The sequence below is a fragment of the Pseudomonas phytophila genome (assembly GCF_025643095.1).
GTDB lineage: Bacteria > Pseudomonadota > Gammaproteobacteria > Pseudomonadales > Pseudomonadaceae > Aquipseudomonas > Aquipseudomonas quasicaspiana.
Window position 1 is genome coordinate 566,205 of sequence record NZ_CP081201.1, and the last position, 21,259, is coordinate 587,463.

The window sequence follows — 21,259 nt, forward strand, 5'->3', positions numbered from 1 at the left end:
CGTCAGACCTGCTTTGCCAGGTAAACCGCCTCGCGAACAAGTTCGCTCCTACCTGTATCAATCGCTCAGGTAATTAATACTCGATCCGCACATCCCCCTTCGGAATGCTGCAGCACGCCAGAATGTAGCCTTCTGCTTCGTCTTCTTCGGTGATCCCGCCGTTGTGCTCCATCTCCACTTCGCCGCTGAGCTTCATCACCTTGCAGGTCCCGCAGATACCCATGCCGCAGGCTTTCGGGATCATCAGGCCGAGCTTGGCCGCAGCTGCGTGGACGGTTTCGCCCGGTGCCACGCGAATGCTCTTGCCGGTGTCGGTGAATTCCACCTGATGCAGATCCGAGGCGTCCACTTCAGGCGCTTCGGCGGCGATTTCGGCTTGTTCCACAGCATCGGCACGGGCTTCGGGAGGCGTCGCGCCGAACGATTCCTCATGGTATTGCGCCATGTTGAAACCGTTAGCTTCCAGCAGGCGTTTGACGGCCGTCATGTAAGGCGTCGGGCCGCAGCAGAACACCTCGCGCTCCATGAAGTCCGGCACCATCAGCTCTAGCATCTTCTGATTCAGATACCCGCGATAACCGGCCCAAGGCTCGCCAAGACCATGCTTCTCGCAGATCAGGTGCAGGCTGAAGTTATCGATCCGCGACGCCATGTGCTCCAGCTCGCGGTGATAAATGATGTCTTTGGGGGTGCGGGCGCTGTGCACGAACACCATGTCGACGTTGGCGTTGGTGTCGTAGAACCAGCGCGCCATGGACATCACCGGCGTGATGCCGACGCCGCCACTCAGGTAGAGGATTTTCGGGTTCGGGAAGTCGATGGCGTTAAACAGCCCGACCGGACCGTGGACCGCCAGCTCCTGACCTTCATGCAGCGTGTCGTGCAGATAGTTGGAAACCTTGCCGCCAGGCACGCGCTTGATGGTGACCGAGAAGCTGTAAGGCACCGAAGGCGAGCTGGAAATGGTGTACGAGCGCATCACCGGCACGCCTTCGATTTCAAGCTCCAGGGTCACGAACTGGCCGGGCTTGAAGAAGAACATGATTGGCTGGTCAGCCATGAAGCAGAAGGTGCGCACGTCCCAGGTTTCCTGGATCACTTTGACGACACGAACCAGGTGACGGCCGTTCGCCCATGTCTGGGTATTTACCGGGCTCAGGAAGCTTTGGGACATGCTGAATCTCCAACGGCCGACGACCGGCCTCATGATGCGAATTCTGCGTAAGGCGCAGACCACCCACTTACCTGCCAGCGACATCGGCGTACTTATCGCGACCAGCCCCTGATTACCTGCATTAGCGCGTCGGGAACGGATTCGGCCATGTCGCCCATGGATAAGGTCAAGTCTGCGCCGGACTCCACACTCGCCACTAAATGTTTATCGAAAAGCATGAGCGGCAAAACAATCGCCGTCTTGCGTGCCAAACGCCACAAAGAACCGTATTAGCCACATTCGCCGACCGTAAACCGTATGGTCATGAGGACTTCAAACGATGGACGTCACCGCAACCTTGAGCTTGGGCGATCCGCTGGAACCGGCACGTAAGGCCACTGCCGAGATGCTGCAGAATCGCGAACGCACTTATTCGCTGCCGCAGCCTTTCTACAGTGATGAGCGGTTGTTTGAAATCGACATGCAGGAGATCTTCCACAAAGAGTGGCTGATCGCGGGCATGACCGCCGAAATTCCGGCCAAGGGTAACTACCTGACGCTGCAGATCGGCAAAAACCCGGTGGTTGTGGTGCGCGGTCCGGATGGCGCGGTCAATGCTTTCTTCAACGTTTGCCGCCATCGCGGTTCGCGTCTGTGCACCAAGGAGAAGGGCAAGGTCGCCAAACTGGTGTGCCCATACCACCAGTGGACCTACGAGCTCGACGGTCGCCTGTTGTACGCGGGCAGTGAAATGGGCGATGACTTCGACATGAAGAACTTCAGCCTCAAGCCCATCAACGTGAAAACCGCGGGCGGCTATATCTTTATCAGCCTCGCGGAAAACCCGCCGGCCATCGACGAGTTCCTGCAGACCCTCAAGCACTACATGGAACCGTACGACATGGAAAACACCAAGGTGGCGGTGCAGACCACCTTGATGGAAAAGGCCAACTGGAAACTGGTGCTGGAAAACAACCGCGAGTGCTATCACTGCACTGGCTCACATCCAGAACTGCTCAACACACTGCTGGAGTGGGACGACGTTACCGACCCGCGTGCGACCCAGTCGTTCAAGGATCACGTCGCCGAATCGGCTGCGGCCTGGGAGGCTGAGAAGATCCCGTTCGCTCACGCTGCTTTTGGCTTGCGTAACCGTATCGTGCGCATGCCGCTGCTCAAGGGCACGGTGTCCATGACCATGGACGGCAAACAGGGCTGCAAGAAACTCATGGGCCGGATCACAAACCCGGACCTGGGCTCGATGCGCATCCTGCACCTGCCGCACTCCTGGAACCACTGCATGGGCGATCACATCATCGTGTTCACGGTGTGGCCGATCAGCGCTCAGGAAACCATGGTCAGCACCAAATGGCTGGTACACAAAGATGCCGTTGAAGGTGTGGACTACGACGTGGCTCGCTTGCGCGAAGTCTGGGACGCGACCAACGATCAGGATCGGCGCCTGGCTGAAGAAAACCAGCGCGGCATCAATTCCGACGCCTACCAGCCAGGTCCTTACTCCAAGACCTATGAGTTCGGTGTGGTCAACTTCATCGACTGGTACAGCGCCCGCATGCTTGAAAACATGGGTGCCGAGCCCGCGCCGTATCTGAAGGGTGTGGCGGTTAATCACGAGTGATGCATTGAAACCCTGTAGTAGCGGCCCCGGGGTCTCTGACACCACTCTGTCGCGAAGCAAACGAGAACCTGTAGGAGCGCGCTTGCCCGCGATTTGGTCTGTCGGTCGATGAATATATCGCCTGTGCTGACGCAATCGCGGGCAAGCGCGCTCCTACAGGTAAAATCATTCCAAAATCAGGTGGTTATATACCTTTTGGTAAGAGCTTCCGCAGATTGTTTTTCATCTGATCAAATCCCCGCAGGCCTAATCCTTCTGGATATCACCAGCCCGAGTAAATAACTAATCCACCGAGCAATCCCACAGCAATTGTGGAGAAGTCACTAATCCCTTTTATAAAACCGTTCTGAAGAGTGACTATCAAGTAGTTTCGTTGGCATAGCCACGACTTTCCGCTCGCACCCCCTGATGCCCAAGCCGTTGATGTAGTCGCTGGAAGACAAATTTCTGCATTTGCATCTTCTGTGATATCGCACCTCTCTAAACACTAAGTCCTACACGAATAGATGAGGTTATGCATGGGGTTGCTTATGTATTCCTACAACGTGCTGGAATTTTCCTACGGCATTATCGGACGTCGAAAATATTAAACGACTTGGCACGTTATTGAACGAAGTGGTACCAATACACCACTCGCGGCGCATGCCGTGAGCACGAAGGGAATTATTCCCGTTCACATAAATATATGGAGTACATCAAATGGGTCGTAAGCGTTCTGAAATCGCAATTGTTCCGTTCAACAAAAATGATGAGTTTGTAGGGGGGCTCTTGCCTAGTGAGACTCTGTTTTATTCACATGACTAATGTTGTGTAGCCCACGGGCTCGCTTGGGGGGGTGACCCCCAAGCACTACTTCAAGGAGCGAAAAATGTTTGAGCGTGATTTCTCTGTAATATCATCTGAGGAAAAAGTCCTGCAGGCTGCATCTTCGTTAGGTTTCTCGTTTTCGACAGAATTCAAAAATGCCTCAAAGACAGTTGCAGTATCGAAGTTGATAGACAAAACCGGCGTAACAGTAGCCGAAGGTGCCGGTAAAGGAATATTTTGTAAAATTGGTGCGCAGGCTGAAAGTCTGGAGCACTTTGCTCTGGATGATAATTTACTTACGGGTCTGGTTTCCTCCGCTATAGATGATATCCGTAGTCAGCCTTCGCTCAGTATGGACGGATTGCTCGCTAATCTTCCCAGAAGCCGTTCTGCAATCGACTGCGTCGAAATGCATGACATGCTCACGGGTGGCAAGGTAAGAGTACCTGCTGTAATTCAACTGCCATGCAAGGAGTTGGGAGATAAAATTGAGACGCACCCTGAGCTTTCCTATCTCAATCGCTATTCATCAAACTCAGGTCTTGCATTTGGTTGCTCAAAAAATGAAGCGATACTTCACGGGCTTAATGAGGTTGTTGAGAGACATGCACTTTCAAAGGTCCTAATGTCTCTGTGCGGTCAGCACGAAAAGCTACTGCTGAAATCTCCAAGTGCGGAGCTACTGGACGAATTATTTTTTGGTCAAGACTGTCTTCGCGCTTCGGTGGACGGAATGAAAGTATTGCTCACACATACCATTTATGGTGTCTATTTCTGTATGGCTATTCCGAAAAGGCCAGATGGCAGGTACCCCGTATGTCTCATCGGGTCTGGATGTTCTGTAGATGCGCGTGTAGCGATCGAACGTGCTTCAACCGAGCTTCTTCAGGCGTTGGAGTTGTTCGACGAGTCAGAGAGGGACAATGATCTCAAGGCCTATTCATTGATGCATCGGTCATTGAAATTACAGCCGCTGATCGACCTTGAAGTGCTCAGAAATAATGAATACATATGCAGGCGGCTGGATCCTCCCGGGAAAAAAACGGTCGCGCATCAGCTTGAATATATAATTGAACAGATTTCTGCTACCGGCTTGCGGATATTACGTCGAACACTGCTTGAATTTGATAACGGTTGCGTGGTGACTCAGATATACATACCTGGTGTGGAGCGTTTCAACTTGGTTCGAGCCGGTATTCCTGTGGTGCCGCAACATTTGCTGCATGCTAATAGGTCTTTTTCTTAAAGGCACCTAGTAAAATGTTCAATTTCTTGAAAGATACCTTTCTCGCAAAAAAGAGACTTTTTCTTAGCGCAACGGCTATAACGGTCCTTCTGAAAGGCGTTGCTGTCATTCCTGCGCTTTTATTGGGGAAGATTATTGATGGCCTCGTTTCTCCAGGCGTTGTTCCCGCCTCCGGTGTGTTTTGGCTTATTGCAGCGCTGTGTATAGCGATTATTTTTCAGTCTGTTTTCAGTCCACTGCAAACGTATCAACTGGTGAGCCTTGTGCAGACGACGCTGAAGGAAAAATCTATTGAATGGACCAAAGCTATCCTGGAGAAAGAGTTTGAAGCTTTTTCAGCTTTTAGACTCGGAGGATTGATTAAGGCCGTGGAGCGAGGCATCACCGCTCATGAAAAACTACTGACTTTTTTCATTACCTCAGGTTTTCCACTTTTCATTGAGTTGATTTTGGTCGGGGCAGTATTTGCCTATGCTGGAGGGTTTACGCTCTTTATAGTGCTTCTGGGTATATCGATCGGATATATGCTGCTTTACCACTATCTGGTTAACTGGAGAAGGCCCTATTTGCTAGTTGTCAATACTGAGGAAGATCTGGTTTCCTCCAGGCTATTTGAGACACTTAATGCTGGAAAAATAGTTAAACTAGAGCAGGCCTGTGACCATGCTCTTGGGCCGCTGTACGAAAGTTACACGGCCTACGCGCGAGCGGCTACGAAGGTCGCCAGTACTGGCGCTGTTCTCGGGTCAATCAGGATTCTTTATACGGGCCTTTCAACGACTGCTTTACTGGCCTGGGGCGTTCAGGATCAGTTATCAGCTTCGCCGCATTTGACCGTAGGTAGCCTGGTTGCGGTGTTTTCTATTGCTGGGATGTTTTTGAATAACTTTAGTCAGTTAGCGGAGGCTTACAGGACGCTCGATCAGTTTTTAGTCGATAAGAAAAGACTTCAGGAGATTTTATCGTTAGAGAATCTTCTACAGGTGCTTCAAACCCCATTCCCAGACCGCCTTTCGATGTTGAGTCTTTCGGTTATGAGTCCGCTAACTGACAGGCCTATGCGTTTTCAACGTGAGCAATCAGTTGCGATCATCGGACCCAGCGGAGCGGGGAAGACGACATTGTTGGAATCACTGGCAGGCGTGGTAAAGACCCGGCGGCATCACCTTGGCTTCAACGACCGGCGGCTCCAGCCTCATGACATTGAGGGGTATTTGCGCCGTGTTCGCTACTGCCCACAGGGGGCGGCGTTTCTGGAAGGTGCTTTTGAGCAATCCGTGCTGTTCGGCCGCGAGACATCTTCGGTTCTCGCTCACGTCGTGGATGACCTCGAATTGCGGGAGTTGGTCGAAAATCGGCACATTTCTGAAGGTGCTAAAAACATCTCCGGGGGCGAAGCGAAGCGGCTTTCGCTGTTGCGGTTGATTAACCGCCCGGGGGATTTCAATTTGTTCGACGAGCCCACCGCCTCCCTGGACCAAGACACACGGTTGCGGGTATGGGATGTCATTTTTTGCCACTTCAAAAGCAGCGGGCTGATTTGTGTAACTCATGATTTGGAAGCGTTGCCACAATTTGATCGAGTCATTGTCATAAAGCAGGGGTCAGTGGTCGCTGATGGTCCATGGTCTGAGTTAGAAGGTGATGGGCGGATCGCAGAATTGGTGGCTCAAATCGTTTCTAGCTCAGCCGACTCCTGATTCCTGTGGGAGATTAAATGCTGATGTGGGACCGGCTTTAGCCGGGAAGGCGGTATTTCTGACGAGCCGTTGCTAGTGACGGTGACGGCCTCTTCCCGGCTAAAGCCGGTCCCAGGAGATCGCGACAATACCTAAGATCACGCAGAATTTGCCCTCGGAGTTAAAACCAGACCGCTCCCGTCGCACTCCGAAAGTTATCTTCACTCGCTTTGACACTCCGAAACAGTCTTAAAAACTGTCATTTCTACCAGTACCCACGCCATTCCCCCCGCCCTACCATCAGCTTGACTCTCGAGTGTGCATTCCGAGCATTTTTCCTTTGCGCAGACGCAATTGAGGAGAGGCTGAAATGAAGGCATGGCACAGGAGTGCGTTGCTCGTTGCAATTCTTATGAGTTGTTTACTGGCGCTCATGCTCAACGCAGCAACGGGCAAGAATGCCCCGCAGGCGGTATGGGAAGAGATTCACGCGGGAACGTTCGAAGAGCCGCGACAGATCAACGAACCGGCATGGCGAGGCGCGGTATTTCTTGATACCGACGTGCAACCAGGCGCGTTTTACGTGGCAGCTTTCGACAGTCAGCCCGAGCAGCCCAACCCTGCCTTCCCCGACGTACCGCAATCCAGTGAGTCCTGGACCTATGCGGGTCAACATTCAGGGTTGGGGCCGGACCTTAAACCCTTCACCGAACCCACCCGTATTGACGCACTTCACCTTGCGCAGATAGACGGTAAAAAGGCGCTGCTACGCTCGAAAATCGAGGGCCTGCCCAGCTCGCAAACGCCATATCCGACCACTTCTCAGAGCAATGACTTTTGGGCCTTCATCGGCTTCTTCGAAAAATCTGGCACCGAGAACGACATGAAAGGCATCGAGGACCTGGCATGGCCTGGTGTGTTCATGAAATACGAGCCGACCCATTCGGTTTATGTCGCATTGCGCACCGGGCATCCGCTAATCGACGCTTGGCCCGCGCCTGATAGCGAACAAGGCGCAGGCTATTGGAAATTTGCCGGGACGGACTCGGGGATCCCTGTTACCGCACCTAAGCCGTGGAGTGCACGAAGCACACAGGCAGGTTCTTATTATCTGCAGCCCCTTGGTGCTGTGCGCCATTACTACTGGACGTCCAGGTTCACGGGTTTCCCGGCATTGATGAATGCAGTATTTCCCGAAACCAATCAGCCAAGCGATTTCTGGGTCTACCAGGGCCGTCATGCAGGATCGGCCATTGATCCTAAAGTCTTTGGTGAGCCTCTCTTGGGTGGTGGTACATATCGCGCTCGAATCGCAGGCAAATGGGTGTCTTTGCACCCCCGCGGTTTAGAAGGTACGCCATCCTCTGAAACGCCTTATCCGAGTGAGCTGAAAAGTAACGATTACTGGACTCTGGCCTCAGTCTCCACACATGCAGGCACTTGGCTGAGCCCCAAAAACGATCAGGACGAGTTCACTTGGGCAGGCCAGATTCACGCCCAGCCGCAGGGCAGTGGTCAGGTTTTTTTCCGCTCGCTGAACTCACATTACGCACCTGAAGGCGGATGGCAATACACCGATACCCAGAAATGGCAGCCGTTGGGCATATCGGCTCATACCGGTACTGTCGCCGACCCAAAAGGGCAGGATGAGCTGACATGGCCGGGTGCGGTGCATGCGAGCACCCTTGATGGGCAAACGGTCTATTTCAGGTCGTTGCAGGAGGGCAACCCAGCCGATCATGACTGGCCACTGCCAACTACGGCTACCAGCACCGGGCACTGGCAAGTTATCCCGTTCGTTCCCGCGCCGGGTACGTTCGAGGAACCACGGCGCTTCAACGATTACGGTCAGCCCGGTTCGGTTTATGTGGATAACCCCGGCAATCATCTAAGTCACTATTACATCTCGCACATCGAAGGTTATCCCGCCGACGATATCGACAGCTTTGCCACAGTGGGTCTGGCTGATCCGAACTGGGAGTTTGCCGGTCGCCACGCAGGGCTGATGACCGACCTTAAACCTTTTGATGACATCACTCGCGTCGGTGCTTTCCATGAGGCCGAGATCGCCGGGCAACGGGCGCTGGTCCGTTCGCGCATCACGGGCTGGCCGACCGAGGCCACTCCTTATCCGGTGACGCTGGCCAGTACCGAACATTGGGAATTCCTCGGCGTGTTCAAACATGCAGGGACGGTGGACGACTTCAAAGGTCATGACGAAATGACCTGGCCGGGGGCGCTGCATCTTGACGAAGCCCAGCAGATAGTTTTCGCGGCACTTCAGGCTGGTGAGCCTGGACCCGAAGGCTGGGTATACCCAGTCGGTGGGGAGAGTAACGAGCAGTGGGACTTCGTCACCTCGCTGGTAAACAGCGGCACTGTCGACGCTCCCCGTGAGCGCAACATGCTGAGTACCCCGGGGGCTATCTTTGCCGATCAGCGTGGTCTGCTGCGTCAAAAACTCTACCGCTCTACATTCAGCGGCTTTGCAAAAGAGGTCGGCGCGGTATACCCCTCGGGGACTGAGTCCAACGAGTTTTATGAATATGTGGGCGAGCACGCTGGGACGTTTACCGATCCCAAATCGTTCAACGAACCCACATGGCCAGACGCGGTTCATCAGACCACCATTGAAGGCAAGCTAACGTTCCTGAAGTCGAAGTTTGAGGGGATACCCAGTGCCGAAGCGCCCTATCCAGAAACCCTCGCCAGCAACGCGTTCTGGGGCTTTGAATTTACAACTGATCAGGCGGGGACTTACGTCGACCCCAAAAACCTGCAGGGTAAGACCTGGCCGGGGGCTGTTCATAAAAACCGTTTTCTAGGTCAGGACACGCTCTATCTGGCCAAACAGTTTGGCAACCCCGCCGAGGATCAGTGGCCAGTTCCGAGTGCCTCCGCCGTAGCCTATTGGGACTTGGTGGGCATGGTCTTTCACAATGGCACATTTGCAGACCCGAAAGTCTTCAATGAGGTCACCGCCGTTGGGCTCATTCATACCGGTACTGTCGAGGGTGAGACGCTCTATTTCCGATCACTCGTAAATGGCCAGCCCGAAGAAAATGGCTGGGCGTATCCAGACGCAGAAGCCAGCAATGAGTACTGGGAATACCTCGGGAAAAACTTACGACAAGGCACGTGGGGCGATCCGAAAGGAGCCAATGATTTCACCTGGCCCGGGCTGATACACGCTGTGCAGATAGATGGCAAACGGGTTTATCTGACTTCGAAGGTGGACGGTCTGCCCGCCGAGCATGACTGGCCCTATCCTGAAACAGGAAGCAACGCCTACTGGGGCATTGCAGGCGAATCACGCCACAGCGGTAGCCTCATCAACCCTAAAGACCAGCGAGAAGTGTCCTGGGTAGGCGCTATCCATATGCATCAGGACGGGCAGACAAGAACGTATTACCGCAACAAATTGCTTTCCGGCAATCTTGAGGTGATTGGTGGCAGTTATCCACTGCCTGAGGGCGAAGGCAGTACTGTCGCGTGGGAGTATCTCGGAAGCAACAGCAATGCCGGTACGCTGGATGATCCACATACCGGTCCCGCTCTGACGTGGCCGGGCAATGTTCACAAGCTGACCCGCACCGAGACTGATATTTACTATCAGGCCAGGTTCACCGGGGTTGCCAACGCCACCCATCCATTCCCGACAACGTTAGGGAGTAGTAATGATGATTGGACCTTCGTAGGGAAAAGCTCACAGCCTGGCACAGTGCTCGCGCCCAAAGATGCGCATGAAATGACTTGGCCAGAGGCAGTTCATCGGTTCGAGCAGCTAGGTAAGGCTTACTACGTGAGGTCGAAGATCCGCGGCGTGCCGCCTGAATCCGGGTGGGTTTTTCCAGTGCCCCCCAATAGCGATGAGCGTTGGGATCTCGTTGATATTGGCGTTCATGCCGGAACTTGGGACGATCCAAAACCGTGGAGTGATATGAGCTGGCCTGGCGCTATATATATGCTAGGTTTTCCGCAGGAAATTGTTGGTCCTGATCATCCATTTCGGTCATTTTATAGCTCGACATTTTGGGGGGATCCATCCGAGCACGGCATGCCTACGCCATATAACAGCGCATGGGTATTCATCAGTAGTTCGATACTCCCTGCCACGCTGTCATCTCCCAGTCTGTTCTTAGGAACAACCTGGGAGGGTGCAGTGCACTGGTATCCGCTTTCGGGAGAGTTGTTCAGGTCCAAGAAAAACGGCCCCATGCTCTACATTGAGCCTCCCTCAGGACCGGAAAATCATGAAAACTGGGATTTTTTGGGAGTTACTCGGCATCTAGGTACCTATTCCGACCCTAAAGAATGGACCGAATACACATGGCCCGGTCGTATTCATAACTACGACATTGGCCGTACTGTCCTGTATTTCACTTCCAAAGTGACGGGGACTCCTTCGGACCATAACTGGTATTACCCCACCGACGAAAGCAGCAATGATCAGTGGGCATATGTTGGAACTACTGAGCACGCCGGTACTTTCGCCGAGCCTCATGAGTGGAATGAGGTCACGTGGCGGGGTGCTATTCACCAAGTCAAACTCGCTACGAGCATTCGTTATTTCGAGGCTCGATTTGCTGGCAGCGGGCAGGCGAATGGATGGGAGTATCCCGATGGTGAGTCCAGCGATCAGCACTGGCGGTACGTCGCTACTGGTATCCATGCCGGTACTGTGGAAGACCCCAAAGATGTCGGGCCTGAGCCGGTATGGCCTGGTTTAATAGTCGTTAGCAGTCGAAACCCTGTGGGGGCCAGATACTACACCGCAAAAAACGATGGCATCCCGGGAACACAATGGCCGTTACCAATGGGTGAAATGAGTAACGAAAACTGGGAGTTTTTTGGTACATCGAAACATTCAGGGACTAAAGAGGATCCTAAAGAGTGGGAGGAGGTCACTTGGCCGAATGCGTTTAACTATGCAAACAGGTCCGGTGTTCGTGCCTTCTATAGCCCTAAACGCGCTGGAGTCCCTGCCAATAATAGCTGGATATACCCCGCCGAGTTGAAGGATGACGAAAACTGGGTTTATTCAGGGCTTATTCATACTAGCGGCACCATCGAAAATCCCAAAAGATATAATGATTATACCGAGCCAGGTTTGTACCATCGTGGGATTGTCTCCAATCAGCAAGTGTTGTTCGCCTCCAGGTTTCAGGGGCAAGCCGATCCGCCCGGCCGGCCTGATAATGTGCCGGAGAAAAGCTTTCCCGCTGTCGGTGCTGATAATGAATGGTGGCACTTCACTCGCCAGGGAGACGGTACTGTTAATATTCCCAACGGATGGTATGACTATTCCTTGGCAGGGGATGTGAATGAGTACATCAACAGAGGTAAGCGTTTTTTGTTCAGGGCCAAATACGAGGGGCGCCCGTCGAGCCATAACCGATACTATCCAGTCTCTGAAGTCGACAATGAGAACTGGCAGTACTACTCGATACATCGTGGCACTAACGATGATCCAAAAGAGTGGGCGGAATATACGTATATAGGTGACTTCCATCGCTACAGGTACGGGGATGAGACATCCTTCTTCAAGGCTAAGAAAGAGGGATACCCGGTCAACCTCGGTAATTACCCCGGTGGTGGGGAAAGTAATGAGGTCTGGGATTATATGGGCACGCATGCCGGGACCCGGCAAGACCCGAAAGTCTGGGAGGAGCCAACATGGCCGGGAGCAATCCATTGGTACCGTGAGCGGAATTTGTATTTCATTTCAAGGATTACGGGTTGGCCATATGATCACAGCGCCTATTACCCGAACAGTGCCAGCAGCGATGCCAACTGGGAGCATATTGATACCTCGCGGTGGACAGCAGCAGGTGTTAATGATTTCTCCAAACCGTTTGATGAATACAGCTGGGTGACTGCGCACAATGCCTTTATCGGCGACAGGGGAATGGCTCAGACGTTGCGTGATTCTTTCAATCGAGGCGTTCGTGCCTTTATGATGGATATACATATGCAGGGGGTTGGCGTCTCGGACCCTGGACATGTCAGGGTCTGTCATTTAGTCCTTATTTCTTATTGTCATGAAATCGATCCGCTTTTAAAGGACGCTTTTGTGGTATTTTTAGATCTGCTAAAAAAGAACAGAGACGCTATTATTACAGTAACGTTTGAATCTACTGTCCCTCGCGCTGAGCTGAAAAAAGTGCTTGACCAATTTCCTGAGCTCGCTACTTACAGTGTCTTGCCACCAGTCAATGGACTATGGCCCACTCTGCAGCAAATGATTGATACTAATAAGAGACTTGTCATGTTTGGCGATGGCGATAGCTGGGGTACTTATACGACGGGAGATAAAACTGTCTCCATTTTACAGGCCCGGGATACTCAGGTTGAAAATACCTACAATCTTGGGGATACGGCGGTTACCCATAACTGGGAATGCAAAAGCCGATACAACCACCTCGCGCTTTCATTGCGCAAGGTATACGGCACTTTCAATCGCACATTTGTGCTCAATCAATTTCACTCATGGGGTGGCAGCACGGCCGATGCCGGAGATGTAGATAACAACCTCACCCGGTTGCAACGGCGCGTTGAGTACTTTTGCGGCCAGCCAAGTGGTGGGAGAAATCCCAATTTTCTGGCCATCGACTTCAATCAGGTGGGCGATGCATTTCCCTATGTCGCAGCGATGACCCAAGGAGGGTTCTACTTCTATGAAGGTAATGACGTCGACCGAGCCCGGGATACGGTATGCGTCTTGCCCGGCGGTCAAAGCGCCCCAGGAAGTGGTGTGCACTACGACTTGAGACTTGCTACACGTGGTTGCGAAGAGGACGAAATCAGGTCCATGGAACTGAACGGTATCAGCGCCGGGACCCGCATTGAGTTGTATGACAGCCCAAGCGCAGACCGTCAGGATGACTTCACCATTATTGATGTGAAGCAGTCGGTGCCCTTGCGGCAACGCGTCAGGATCAATTCACTGGAGGGTTCTGAAGATAATTTCTGGTACCGAAAACTGGCCTTCCGCAATAATGGCCTCGACGGGAAAATCTCCCGGATAAAGATCAGCAGCACGCCGGATACCGAAGATTTTGCGGATGCTCAGGTGGTGTTTTATGAAGAAGTGAACGGCAAGCAAAATATCGTCTGTACGGTTCCGTTCACCAGGCAGAACGTGAGGGCTGGCCATGGCAACAACAGCTATGGGTGCGACAACGACGAAATTGATTCCGCCGTCATCGTGCAGGCAAAGGCTGGCTCCTACTTTTCCGTGGTCGGTCACCCTCATGGCGAATATAAGCAGGGGCTCGCAGAAGTACGGGTAAAGAAAGACATTTTGATGCCGCTGACCATCAACAATTTTGAAAGCAGTTTTGAAAATGAGTACGTCAAGGTTCGCAGATGCCGAGGGCACAAATTAGAAGGTAAGATTTCATACCTTTATTTCTGGCCGGACGGGCACGTTTTTGATTGCGGTGAATAGAGGGCGTAACGAGTGGTGTTGATCAAAATTCGACCAACACCACTTTGGCCCAACCCCGCAGCCCTCTGCCAGCTTCAGCAAACAACTTATCCACAAGACCACCCACAGCAATTGTGGGGAAGTCAGTTATTCGTCCTGTAAAAAACCAATAAAAACCGTGACTTATTCAAAAGTACCTTTCTTCGTAGATATTGATCAATAATTGATCGAATCTCTCTAGGCCACGTTGTATGTGGCCTGTAGCTGATCGCAAACACCTTATCCACAGATGCGCCAACAGACTTTGGGGGCAACTCTGGAGATATCGCCTGTGGTCTGTGGAAAACTGCTGAAAACCCCGTCTTTCAAGGTTGACAGGAGGGGGTTTAAGCTTTTTTGTTGAGATTGGTCGTTTTTTGATCGTTTTCTTTCAGGCCTTTATATACGTGGTCTGTAGAGGTAAGCGAACAACTTGTCCACAGAAGCGCCAACAGACTTTGTGGGTAGTTGTGGATGATCTAATTATCCAGCGGATGCTTTATCCACAATGGAAAACCAATAAAAACCGTAGGTTATGCTGGTTGTTTTTCGATCAGTGAGCTGTAAGACGCGGCCAGCATGGGGTGCAGGGATCAGCGAACAACTTATCCACAGACCCGCTAACAGCCAATGTGCACAACTTCTACATCTCGCACCACGCGATACCCTGTTGGAGCGAGGCTTGCCCGCGAAGAACGATGACCCGGTCGACCTGATAAAACGGGGCGCCTGTATTCGCGGGCAAGCCTCGCTCCAACGGATCACCTGAGCCCGTCGACGCCATTGGCTCAGGCTCTGATCGAGGCGGACGGGCCTGACGCTCACAGGTTTGAATATCTCTGGTAGGAGCGAACTTGTTCGCGAGGAGCTGGCGCAGGCTATAGATATTCATCGTCTGTAAAAGCGCTCGCGAACAAGTTCGCTCCTACCGTCCTGCTCAGTGGCTTTAGAAGGACGCCATTGGCTCGGGGCTTGACGCTTATGGGCTTGAATATCCCCGGTAGGAGCGAACTTGTTCGCGAGGAGATCGGCCAGGCTATAGATTTTCATCGTCTGTAGATGTGCTCGCGAACAAGTTCGCTCCTACCGTTCTGCTCAGTGGCTTTAGAAGGACGCCATTGGCTCAGGGCTTGATGCTCACAGGCTTGAATAACCTCGGTAGGAGCGAACTTGTTCGCGAGGAGATCGACCAGCCTATAAATTTTCATCGTCTGTAGAGGTGCTCGCGAACAAGTTCGCTCCTACCGTTCTGCGCAGCGGCTTTAGAAGGACGCCATTGGCTCAGGGCTTGACGCTCACAGGCTTGAATAACCTCGGTAGGAGCGAACTTGTTCGCGAGGAGATCGGCCAGCCTATAGATATTCATCGTCTGTAGAGGTGCTCGCGAACAAGTTCGCTCCTACCGTTCTGCGCAGCGGCTTTAGAAGGACGCCATTGGCTCAGGGCTTGATGCTCACAGGCTTGAATAACCTCGGTAGGAGCGAACTTGTTCGCGAGGAGATCGACCAGCCTATAGGTTTTCATCGTCTATAAAGATGCTCGCGAACAAGTTCGCTCCTACCGTTCTGCTCAGTGGCTTTAGAAAGAATGACTCTGCTGCCGCCGACGCCATTGGCTCAGGCTCTGGTCGAGGCGGGCGGGGCTGTCGATTTCCTGGCGGCGGGCGTGGCTGAACAGGATCAGCGCTAGCTCTGCCGTCACCAATGCATCGGCGCTGGCGTGGTGGCGCTCTTCAGCATGCAGTCCGAAGAATTGTGTCCAGTCATCAAGCCCGGCTTTACGAAAACCAGCCTGTGGAAAAAGCATAGGCGCGATTTCAGCTACATCGAGAAAGTGATGTTCAAGGCGATAGTCCAGGTTGTCTTTCAGAGCCCGGCTGAGCATGTGCTGATCAAAAGGCGCATGAAATGCCAGCAGCGGGCTTTCGCCGACAAACTCCATGAAATCCAGTAGGGCCTGCACAGGCTCACTACCCGCCGCAATCGCGCTGGGTGCCAGGCCGTGAATCAACACGGCGGGGCTGACTTTATGGTTGGGACACAGCAGCGTTCGTTCGAACTGCTGGCTCAGGTCAATGGCACCGTCCTCGATGACGACGGCACCAATGGATAGCACCTGATCGCGGTTCATGTTCAGGCCACTGGTTTCCAGGTCGACTACTACCCAGCGTTGCTGCCGCAGCGGGTGTTCGCTAAGGGGCGCTGCCGAAGCAAGGTTCGCCAGACGCTGTTGATCACGTTTTTCCAGCGTCGGTTTTGGTGGCCGGGGACGTAGCCATTGGAACAGGTTCATGCCGGATAACAGACTCATAGTTGATAACGCAGCGTCAGACTGGTTTGCAGGCGCTGGGCCTGGCGCAATGATTCACGCAGGATCCGCCGGTCCAGATGGTTCAGGGTGTCTGGATCGATACGGTTGGACCACGGCAGGTTCTGTCTGCTTTGCAGTTGATGCTGCTGCATGCGGGTTTGTTGAATGAAGTGGTAGGCCTCCTCATAGGCGGCGCCGTCCTGGGCGTCGATGACTTCGCGTGCAACCAGCTGGCGCAGGCGCTCCAGGGTGTTGTTGACGCCAATGCCATTGGCCAACGCCAGCACGCGCGCGCCATCGACGAACGGCGTCAGGCCCTGGGTCTTGAGGTCCAGGGTGTCCTTGTCGCTGCCTTTACGGGCCAGGACGAAGTCTTTGAAGCGTCCCACGGGTGGACGCTGGCGCAGTGCGTTCTCTGCCAGCATGCGCTGGAACAGACGGTTGTCGGCGACCTGATCGAGGATCTGCTGACGCAACTGCTCGCCGCCGCTTTCTTCGCCCCAGACTACCCGCAGATCGAAATAGATACTGGAGTTGAGCAGGTTCTCCGGCGTTGCGTCGCGGATGAACGCGGCAAAGCGTCGAGACCATTCAGCTCGGGAAAGGCACAGCTCCGGGTTGCTCGCCATGATGTTGCCTTTGCACAGCGTGAAGCCGCATTGCGCCAGGTTCTGATTGATGCGCTCGGCAATCGGGAGCAGCAGACCGCGAATATGCTCCGCTTCAGCGGCGTCCTTGGCATCGAACAGGATGCCGTTGTCTTGATCGGTGTGCAGGGTTTGCTCGCGACGACCTTCGCTGCCGAAACAAAGCCAGCTGAAGGGAATGCCAGGGTCGCCTCTTTCCTGCACGGTCAGCTCAATCACGCGGCACACGGTGTGGTCGTTGAGCAGGGTGATGATCTGGGTGATCTGGGTCGAGGATGCGCCGTGGGCCAGCATGCGATCCACCAATTGCACGATATCGCCGCGCAGGTTGCACAGGCTGTCAATGCGCGGTGCCGTGCGAATGGTCCGAGCCAGATGAACCAGATCGACCCGTTGCAGAGAGAACAGGTCTCGTTCTGATACCACGCCGCACAAGCGACCGTCTCTGACCAGGCAGACATGCGCAATGTGTCGGCTGGTCATGGCGATGGCCGCATCAAAGGCGCTGGCGTCAGGGCTGAGATGGAAGGGCGCCTGAATCATGCGGCTCTGGATCGGCTGGCTGAAGTCGACATTGATGTCGGCAACGGCTTCACGCAGGTCACGCAACGTGAAAATTCCTAGCGGTGCCTGATGCTGGTCTATGATCACGATGCTGCCAACCTGTTGCTCGTGCATCAGCTTCACAGCTTCACGCATTGGCGTATCAGGCGTACACATCACGGGATGACGCATGGCCAGCTCGCCAAGCCGGGTATTGAGGGAGTATTGGGTGCCGAGGGTTTCAACGGCGCGTTGCTGGACCTGCTGATTAACCTGATCCAGCAGGCTGCTGACGCCCCGCAAGGCGAAGTCGCGGAAGGTTGTGGATAACGCGAACAGCTTGATGAACGCCTGCTTGTTCAACTGCAGGCAGAAGGTGTCTTCAGCGGCCAGATGCTCGGTGCGCGTAGCTCGTTCTCCCAGCAGAGCGGCCAGCGGAAAGCATTCGCCGGTGGTGATTTCGAAGGTGGTTTCAGTGCCGCCTTTTGCTGTGTGAGGACGCTCGCCGACCACTCGCCCTTGTTTGACGATGTAGAAATGCTCTACTGGGCCATCGCTCGGCTTGATGATGCTCTCGTCGGCGGCGTAAAAACGCAGTTGGCATTGTTCGACCAGATACGCGAGGTGCGCATTTTCCATATGGTCGAATGGCGGGAATTTTTGCAGGAATTGCATGGTGCCGTGAATGTTCTGCAACACCGCTGTTTTCCCGGCCTGGGTGAATGCATCGGCTCGACTCATGACCAGCACCGCTTTGTTTTTATTGAAGGCTATGGTCGGCCGCTTGAGGGGTAGTGCCCATTGGACGTAAGTCTTACGACAACAAAAAGATTTCTGACTCTTACCTTCATGGTGTAAAAAGCACCTGTACAGAGTTGTACGATGCTTGGGACGGCCCTTGTTCGAATGCAAGGGCGCCAGCAAAAAAAGCACACAGATATCTCCGGGCAGAGCCCGGTGTTTTTGTCAGTCAGTGCAAAGGAATGAGGCGGTTATGCTGGATTACGATATTTTGAGCGATGAAGAGCGCGAAGCTCTGCATGAGGTGATGCTCGCGCCGCCGTCCAGTTCGGAGCAACGGGTGCTGATCGTGGACGATGACCGGGACGCGCGCGAACTGCTGGCCGAAATCCTCAGCCTCAACGACATAAGTTGTCTGACGGCGGCTGGCGGTAACAGCGCCATGGAGTTGCTTCGCACCCGTGACAGCATCGCTCTGCTGATTACCGACCTGCGGATGGCTCCGTGTAACGGCCTTGACCTGATTCGTCAGGTCCGCGATTCCGAGCGTGCTTCGTTGCCGATCATCATTGTGTCCGGTGACGCCAACGTGCGTGATGCGATCGATGCCATGCACCTGAGCGTGCTGGACTTCCTGCTCAAGCCCATCAACACCAAGCAGTTGGTGAAGCTGGTGAAGAGAGAGTTGGGGATGGAGTGAGGGTTATGTGGGAGCCGAGCTTGCTCGCGATAAGGCTGGACGCGGTTCACTTCAGATCACGTCCAGCCTTATCGCGAGCAAGCTCGGCTCCCACAGGAAGCGCTAGAGCTGCTCGCGAAATTGTTTACAACCCGTTCTTCGCCTTGAACTCCCGACGCCGACGGTGCAAGACCGGCTCGGTGTAACCGTTAGGCTGTTTAGTCCCTTCGATTACCAGTTCAACCGCCGCCTGGAACGCGATGTTGCTGTCGAAATCCGGCGCCAGCGGACGGTACAGCGAGTCCCCCGCATTTTGCCGGTCAACCACAGGCGCCATGCGCTTGAGGCTGTCCATCACCTGAGTTTCGTTGACCACGCCATGACGCAGCCAGTTAGCGATGTGCTGGCTGGAGATACGCAGCGTGGCGCGGTCCTCCATCAGGCCAATATCGTTGATGTCCGGCACTTTCGAGCAGCCCACGCCCTGATCGATCCAGCGCACCACGTAGCCGAGAATGCCCTGTGAGTTGTTATCCAGTTCGTTCTGGATTTCCTCGGGCGTCCAGTTGGTGTTCGGCGCGAGCGGGATAGTCAGGATGTCATCCACCGAGGCGCGAGTGCGCTGGGCCAGTTCAGCCTGACGGGCGAACACGTCAACCTTGTGATAGTGCAGCGCGTGCAGCGCAGCAGCGGTCGGCGACGGAACCCAGGCGGTGTTCGCGCCTGCCATTGGGTGAGCGATTTTCTGCTCCAGCATCGCCGCCATCAGGTCCGGCATGGCCCACATGCCCTTACCGATCTGCGCACGGCCTTGCAGGCCGCAGCTCAAGCCGATATCTACGTTGGAGTTTTCGTAGGCACTGATCCATTTCTCGGCTTTCATCTGCGCCTTGCGCACGACAGGGCCTGCTTCCATGGAGGTGTGAATTTCGTCGCCAGTGCGGTCCAGGAAGCCCGTGTTGATGAACACCACACGCTCGCTGGCCGCTTTGATGCAGGCCTTGAGGTTGACCGTGGTACGGCGTTCCTCGTCCATGATCCCGACTTTAAGCGTGTTGCGTGGCAGACGCAGAACGTCTTCGACACGACCGAACAGCTCGTTGGTGAATGCAGCTTCTTCCGGGCCATGCATCTTCGGTTTGACGATGTACACCGAGCGAGTACGGCTGTTGCTGCGCGTGGTGTTGCCATTGAGGCTGTGGATCGCCGCAAGGCTGGTCAGCAGGCCGTCCAGAATGCCTTCCGGTACTTCCTGACCGTTCTTGTCCAGGATCGCATCAATGGTCATCAAGTGACCGACGTTGCGGATGAACAGCAGCGAACGACCGTGCAGCTTCACGTCGCTGCCATTGGGAGCGGTGTAGTGACGATCACCGTTCATGGTGCGGGTGAAGGTTTCGCCGCCTTTGGAGACCTGTTCGGCCAGATCGCCTTTCATCAGACCCAGCCAGTTGCGGTACACCACAACCTTGTCGTCGGCATCAACGGCGGCGATGGAGTCTTCGCAGTCCATGATGGTGGTCAGCGCGGCTTCCATCAGCACGTCTTTGACGCCCGCGGCATCGGTCTGGCCAATCGGGCTGGCAGCGTCGATCTGGATCTCGAAATGCAGACCGTTGTGCTTGAGCAAGACGGCGGTCGGCGCTGATGCGTCGCCTTGATAGCCGATCAACTGCGCGTCGTCTTCAAGGCCGGTATTGCTACCGCCCTTGAGGCTGATGACCAGCTTGCCGTCGATCAGCTTGTAGCCGGTGGAATCAACGTGAGAGCCAGCGGCCAGCGGCGCGGCTTCGTCGAGGAAGGCGCGGGCAAAGGCGATGACTTTGTCACCGCGAACCTTGTTGTAGCCTTTGCCTTTCTCTGCGCCGTCGGCTTCGCTGATGGCGTCGGTGCCATACAGCGCGTCGTACAACGAGCCCCAGCGGGCGTTCGAGGCGTTGAGGGCGAAGCGGGCATTCATGACCGGCACCACCAGCTGTGGGCCAGCCATGCGGGCGATTTCTTCATCGACGTTTTGCGTCGTGATCTGGAAATCCGCCACTTCTGGCAGCAGATAACCGATTTGCTCAAGGAAAGCCTTATAAGCAGAGGCATCGTGGGCCTGTCCGGCATGGGACTGGTGCCAGGCGTCGATCTGCGCCTGCAAGTCATCACGTTTGGCGAGCAGTGCCTTGTTCCTGGGGGCCAGCTCATTGATCAACTGGTCTGCGCCCATCCAGAAGCCAGCAACATCAAGACCGGTCCCGGGAAGTGCTTCGTTATTCACGAAGTCATACAGGACTTTGGCGACCTGCAGGCCACCGACTTGAACGTGTTCAGTCATTGCACTTGCCTCACTCTGCTCAGC

At 54.3% G+C, this 21,259-nt stretch carries 9 protein-coding genes; 5 read left to right on the top strand and 4 right to left on the bottom strand.

Going from position 1 to position 21,259, the window contains the following annotated elements; genetic code table 11:
* Positions 1-73: 73 nt before the first annotated feature.
* Positions 74-1,174: a glycine-betaine demethylase subunit GbcB gene (gbcB, locus tag K3169_RS02570; protein ID WP_263269849.1), complete on the bottom strand. Its 1,101-nt coding sequence runs from the start codon at positions 1,172-1,174 to the stop codon at positions 74-76.
* Between the two features lie 319 nt (positions 1,175-1,493).
* Between gbcB and gbcA the strand changes: the two genes are divergently transcribed.
* The 4 genes from gbcA (at position 1,494) to K3169_RS02590 (ending at position 13,974) form a co-directional block, all read left to right on the top strand.
* Positions 1,494-2,792, top strand: a complete 1,299-nt coding sequence (gene gbcA, locus K3169_RS02575; RefSeq protein WP_027899826.1) for a glycine-betaine demethylase subunit GbcA — start codon at positions 1,494-1,496, stop codon at positions 2,790-2,792.
* Positions 2,793-3,660: 868 nt separating this feature from the next.
* Entirely contained in the window at positions 3,661-4,845 is a 1,185-nt protein-coding gene (locus K3169_RS02580; RefSeq protein WP_263269853.1) for a YcaO-like family protein, read from the top strand.
* A 14-nt stretch (positions 4,846-4,859) separates the two neighbouring features.
* Entirely contained in the window at positions 4,860-6,545 is a 1,686-nt protein-coding gene (locus K3169_RS02585) for an ABC transporter ATP-binding protein (protein WP_263269854.1), read from the top strand.
* Positions 6,546-6,894: 349 nt separating this feature from the next.
* Complete coding sequence (locus tag K3169_RS02590; protein WP_263269855.1) at positions 6,895-13,974, top strand: PI-PLC X phosphodiestherase-like domain protein; 7,080 nt, start codon at positions 6,895-6,897, stop codon at positions 13,972-13,974.
* 1,596 nt (positions 13,975-15,570) lie between these two features.
* Here the strand turns inward: K3169_RS02590 and K3169_RS02595 are convergent.
* A complete protein-coding gene (locus K3169_RS02595; RefSeq protein ID WP_263272193.1) occupies positions 15,571-16,284 on the bottom strand; it encodes a PolC-type DNA polymerase III in 714 nt (237 codons plus the stop codon).
* 14 nt (positions 16,285-16,298) lie between these two features.
* On the bottom strand, positions 16,299-18,233 hold the full coding sequence (locus K3169_RS02600) for a DUF294 nucleotidyltransferase-like domain-containing protein (RefSeq protein WP_263269857.1): 1,935 nt from the start codon (positions 18,231-18,233) through the stop codon (positions 16,299-16,301).
* Positions 18,234-18,486: 253 nt separating this feature from the next.
* On the opposite strand from K3169_RS02600, the gene K3169_RS02605 reads away from it, so the two are divergent.
* On the top strand, positions 18,487-18,933 hold the full coding sequence (locus K3169_RS02605; protein ID WP_027899830.1) for a response regulator: 447 nt from the start codon (positions 18,487-18,489) through the stop codon (positions 18,931-18,933).
* A gap of 124 nt (positions 18,934-19,057) precedes the next feature.
* Here the strand turns inward: K3169_RS02605 and K3169_RS02610 are convergent, their stop codons facing one another.
* On the bottom strand, positions 19,058-21,235 hold the full coding sequence (locus K3169_RS02610; RefSeq protein WP_263269858.1) for a malate synthase G: 2,178 nt from the start codon (positions 21,233-21,235) through the stop codon (positions 19,058-19,060).
* Positions 21,236-21,259: the final 24 nt, after the last annotated feature.

Coding starts and splice junctions, on each gene's coding strand:
- K3169_RS02580 (WP_263269853.1), top strand. CDS start 3,661: ATGTTTGAGCGTGATTTCTCTGTAATATCATCTGAGGAAAAAGTCCTG.
- K3169_RS02610 (WP_263269858.1), bottom strand. CDS start 21,235: ATGACTGAACACGTTCAAGTCGGTGGCCTGCAGGTCGCCAAAGTCCTG.
- K3169_RS02595 (WP_263272193.1), bottom strand. CDS start 16,284: ATGAACCTGTTCCAATGGCTACGTCCCCGGCCACCAAAACCGACGCTG.
- K3169_RS02585 (WP_263269854.1), top strand. CDS start 4,860: ATGTTCAATTTCTTGAAAGATACCTTTCTCGCAAAAAAGAGACTTTTT.
- K3169_RS02600 (WP_263269857.1), bottom strand. CDS start 18,233: ATGAGTCGAGCCGATGCATTCACCCAGGCCGGGAAAACAGCGGTGTTG.
- K3169_RS02605 (WP_027899830.1), top strand. CDS start 18,487: ATGCTGGATTACGATATTTTGAGCGATGAAGAGCGCGAAGCTCTGCAT.
- K3169_RS02590 (WP_263269855.1), top strand. CDS start 6,895: ATGAAGGCATGGCACAGGAGTGCGTTGCTCGTTGCAATTCTTATGAGT.
- gbcA (WP_027899826.1), top strand. CDS start 1,494: ATGGACGTCACCGCAACCTTGAGCTTGGGCGATCCGCTGGAACCGGCA.
- gbcB (WP_263269849.1), bottom strand. CDS start 1,174: ATGTCCCAAAGCTTCCTGAGCCCGGTAAATACCCAGACATGGGCGAAC.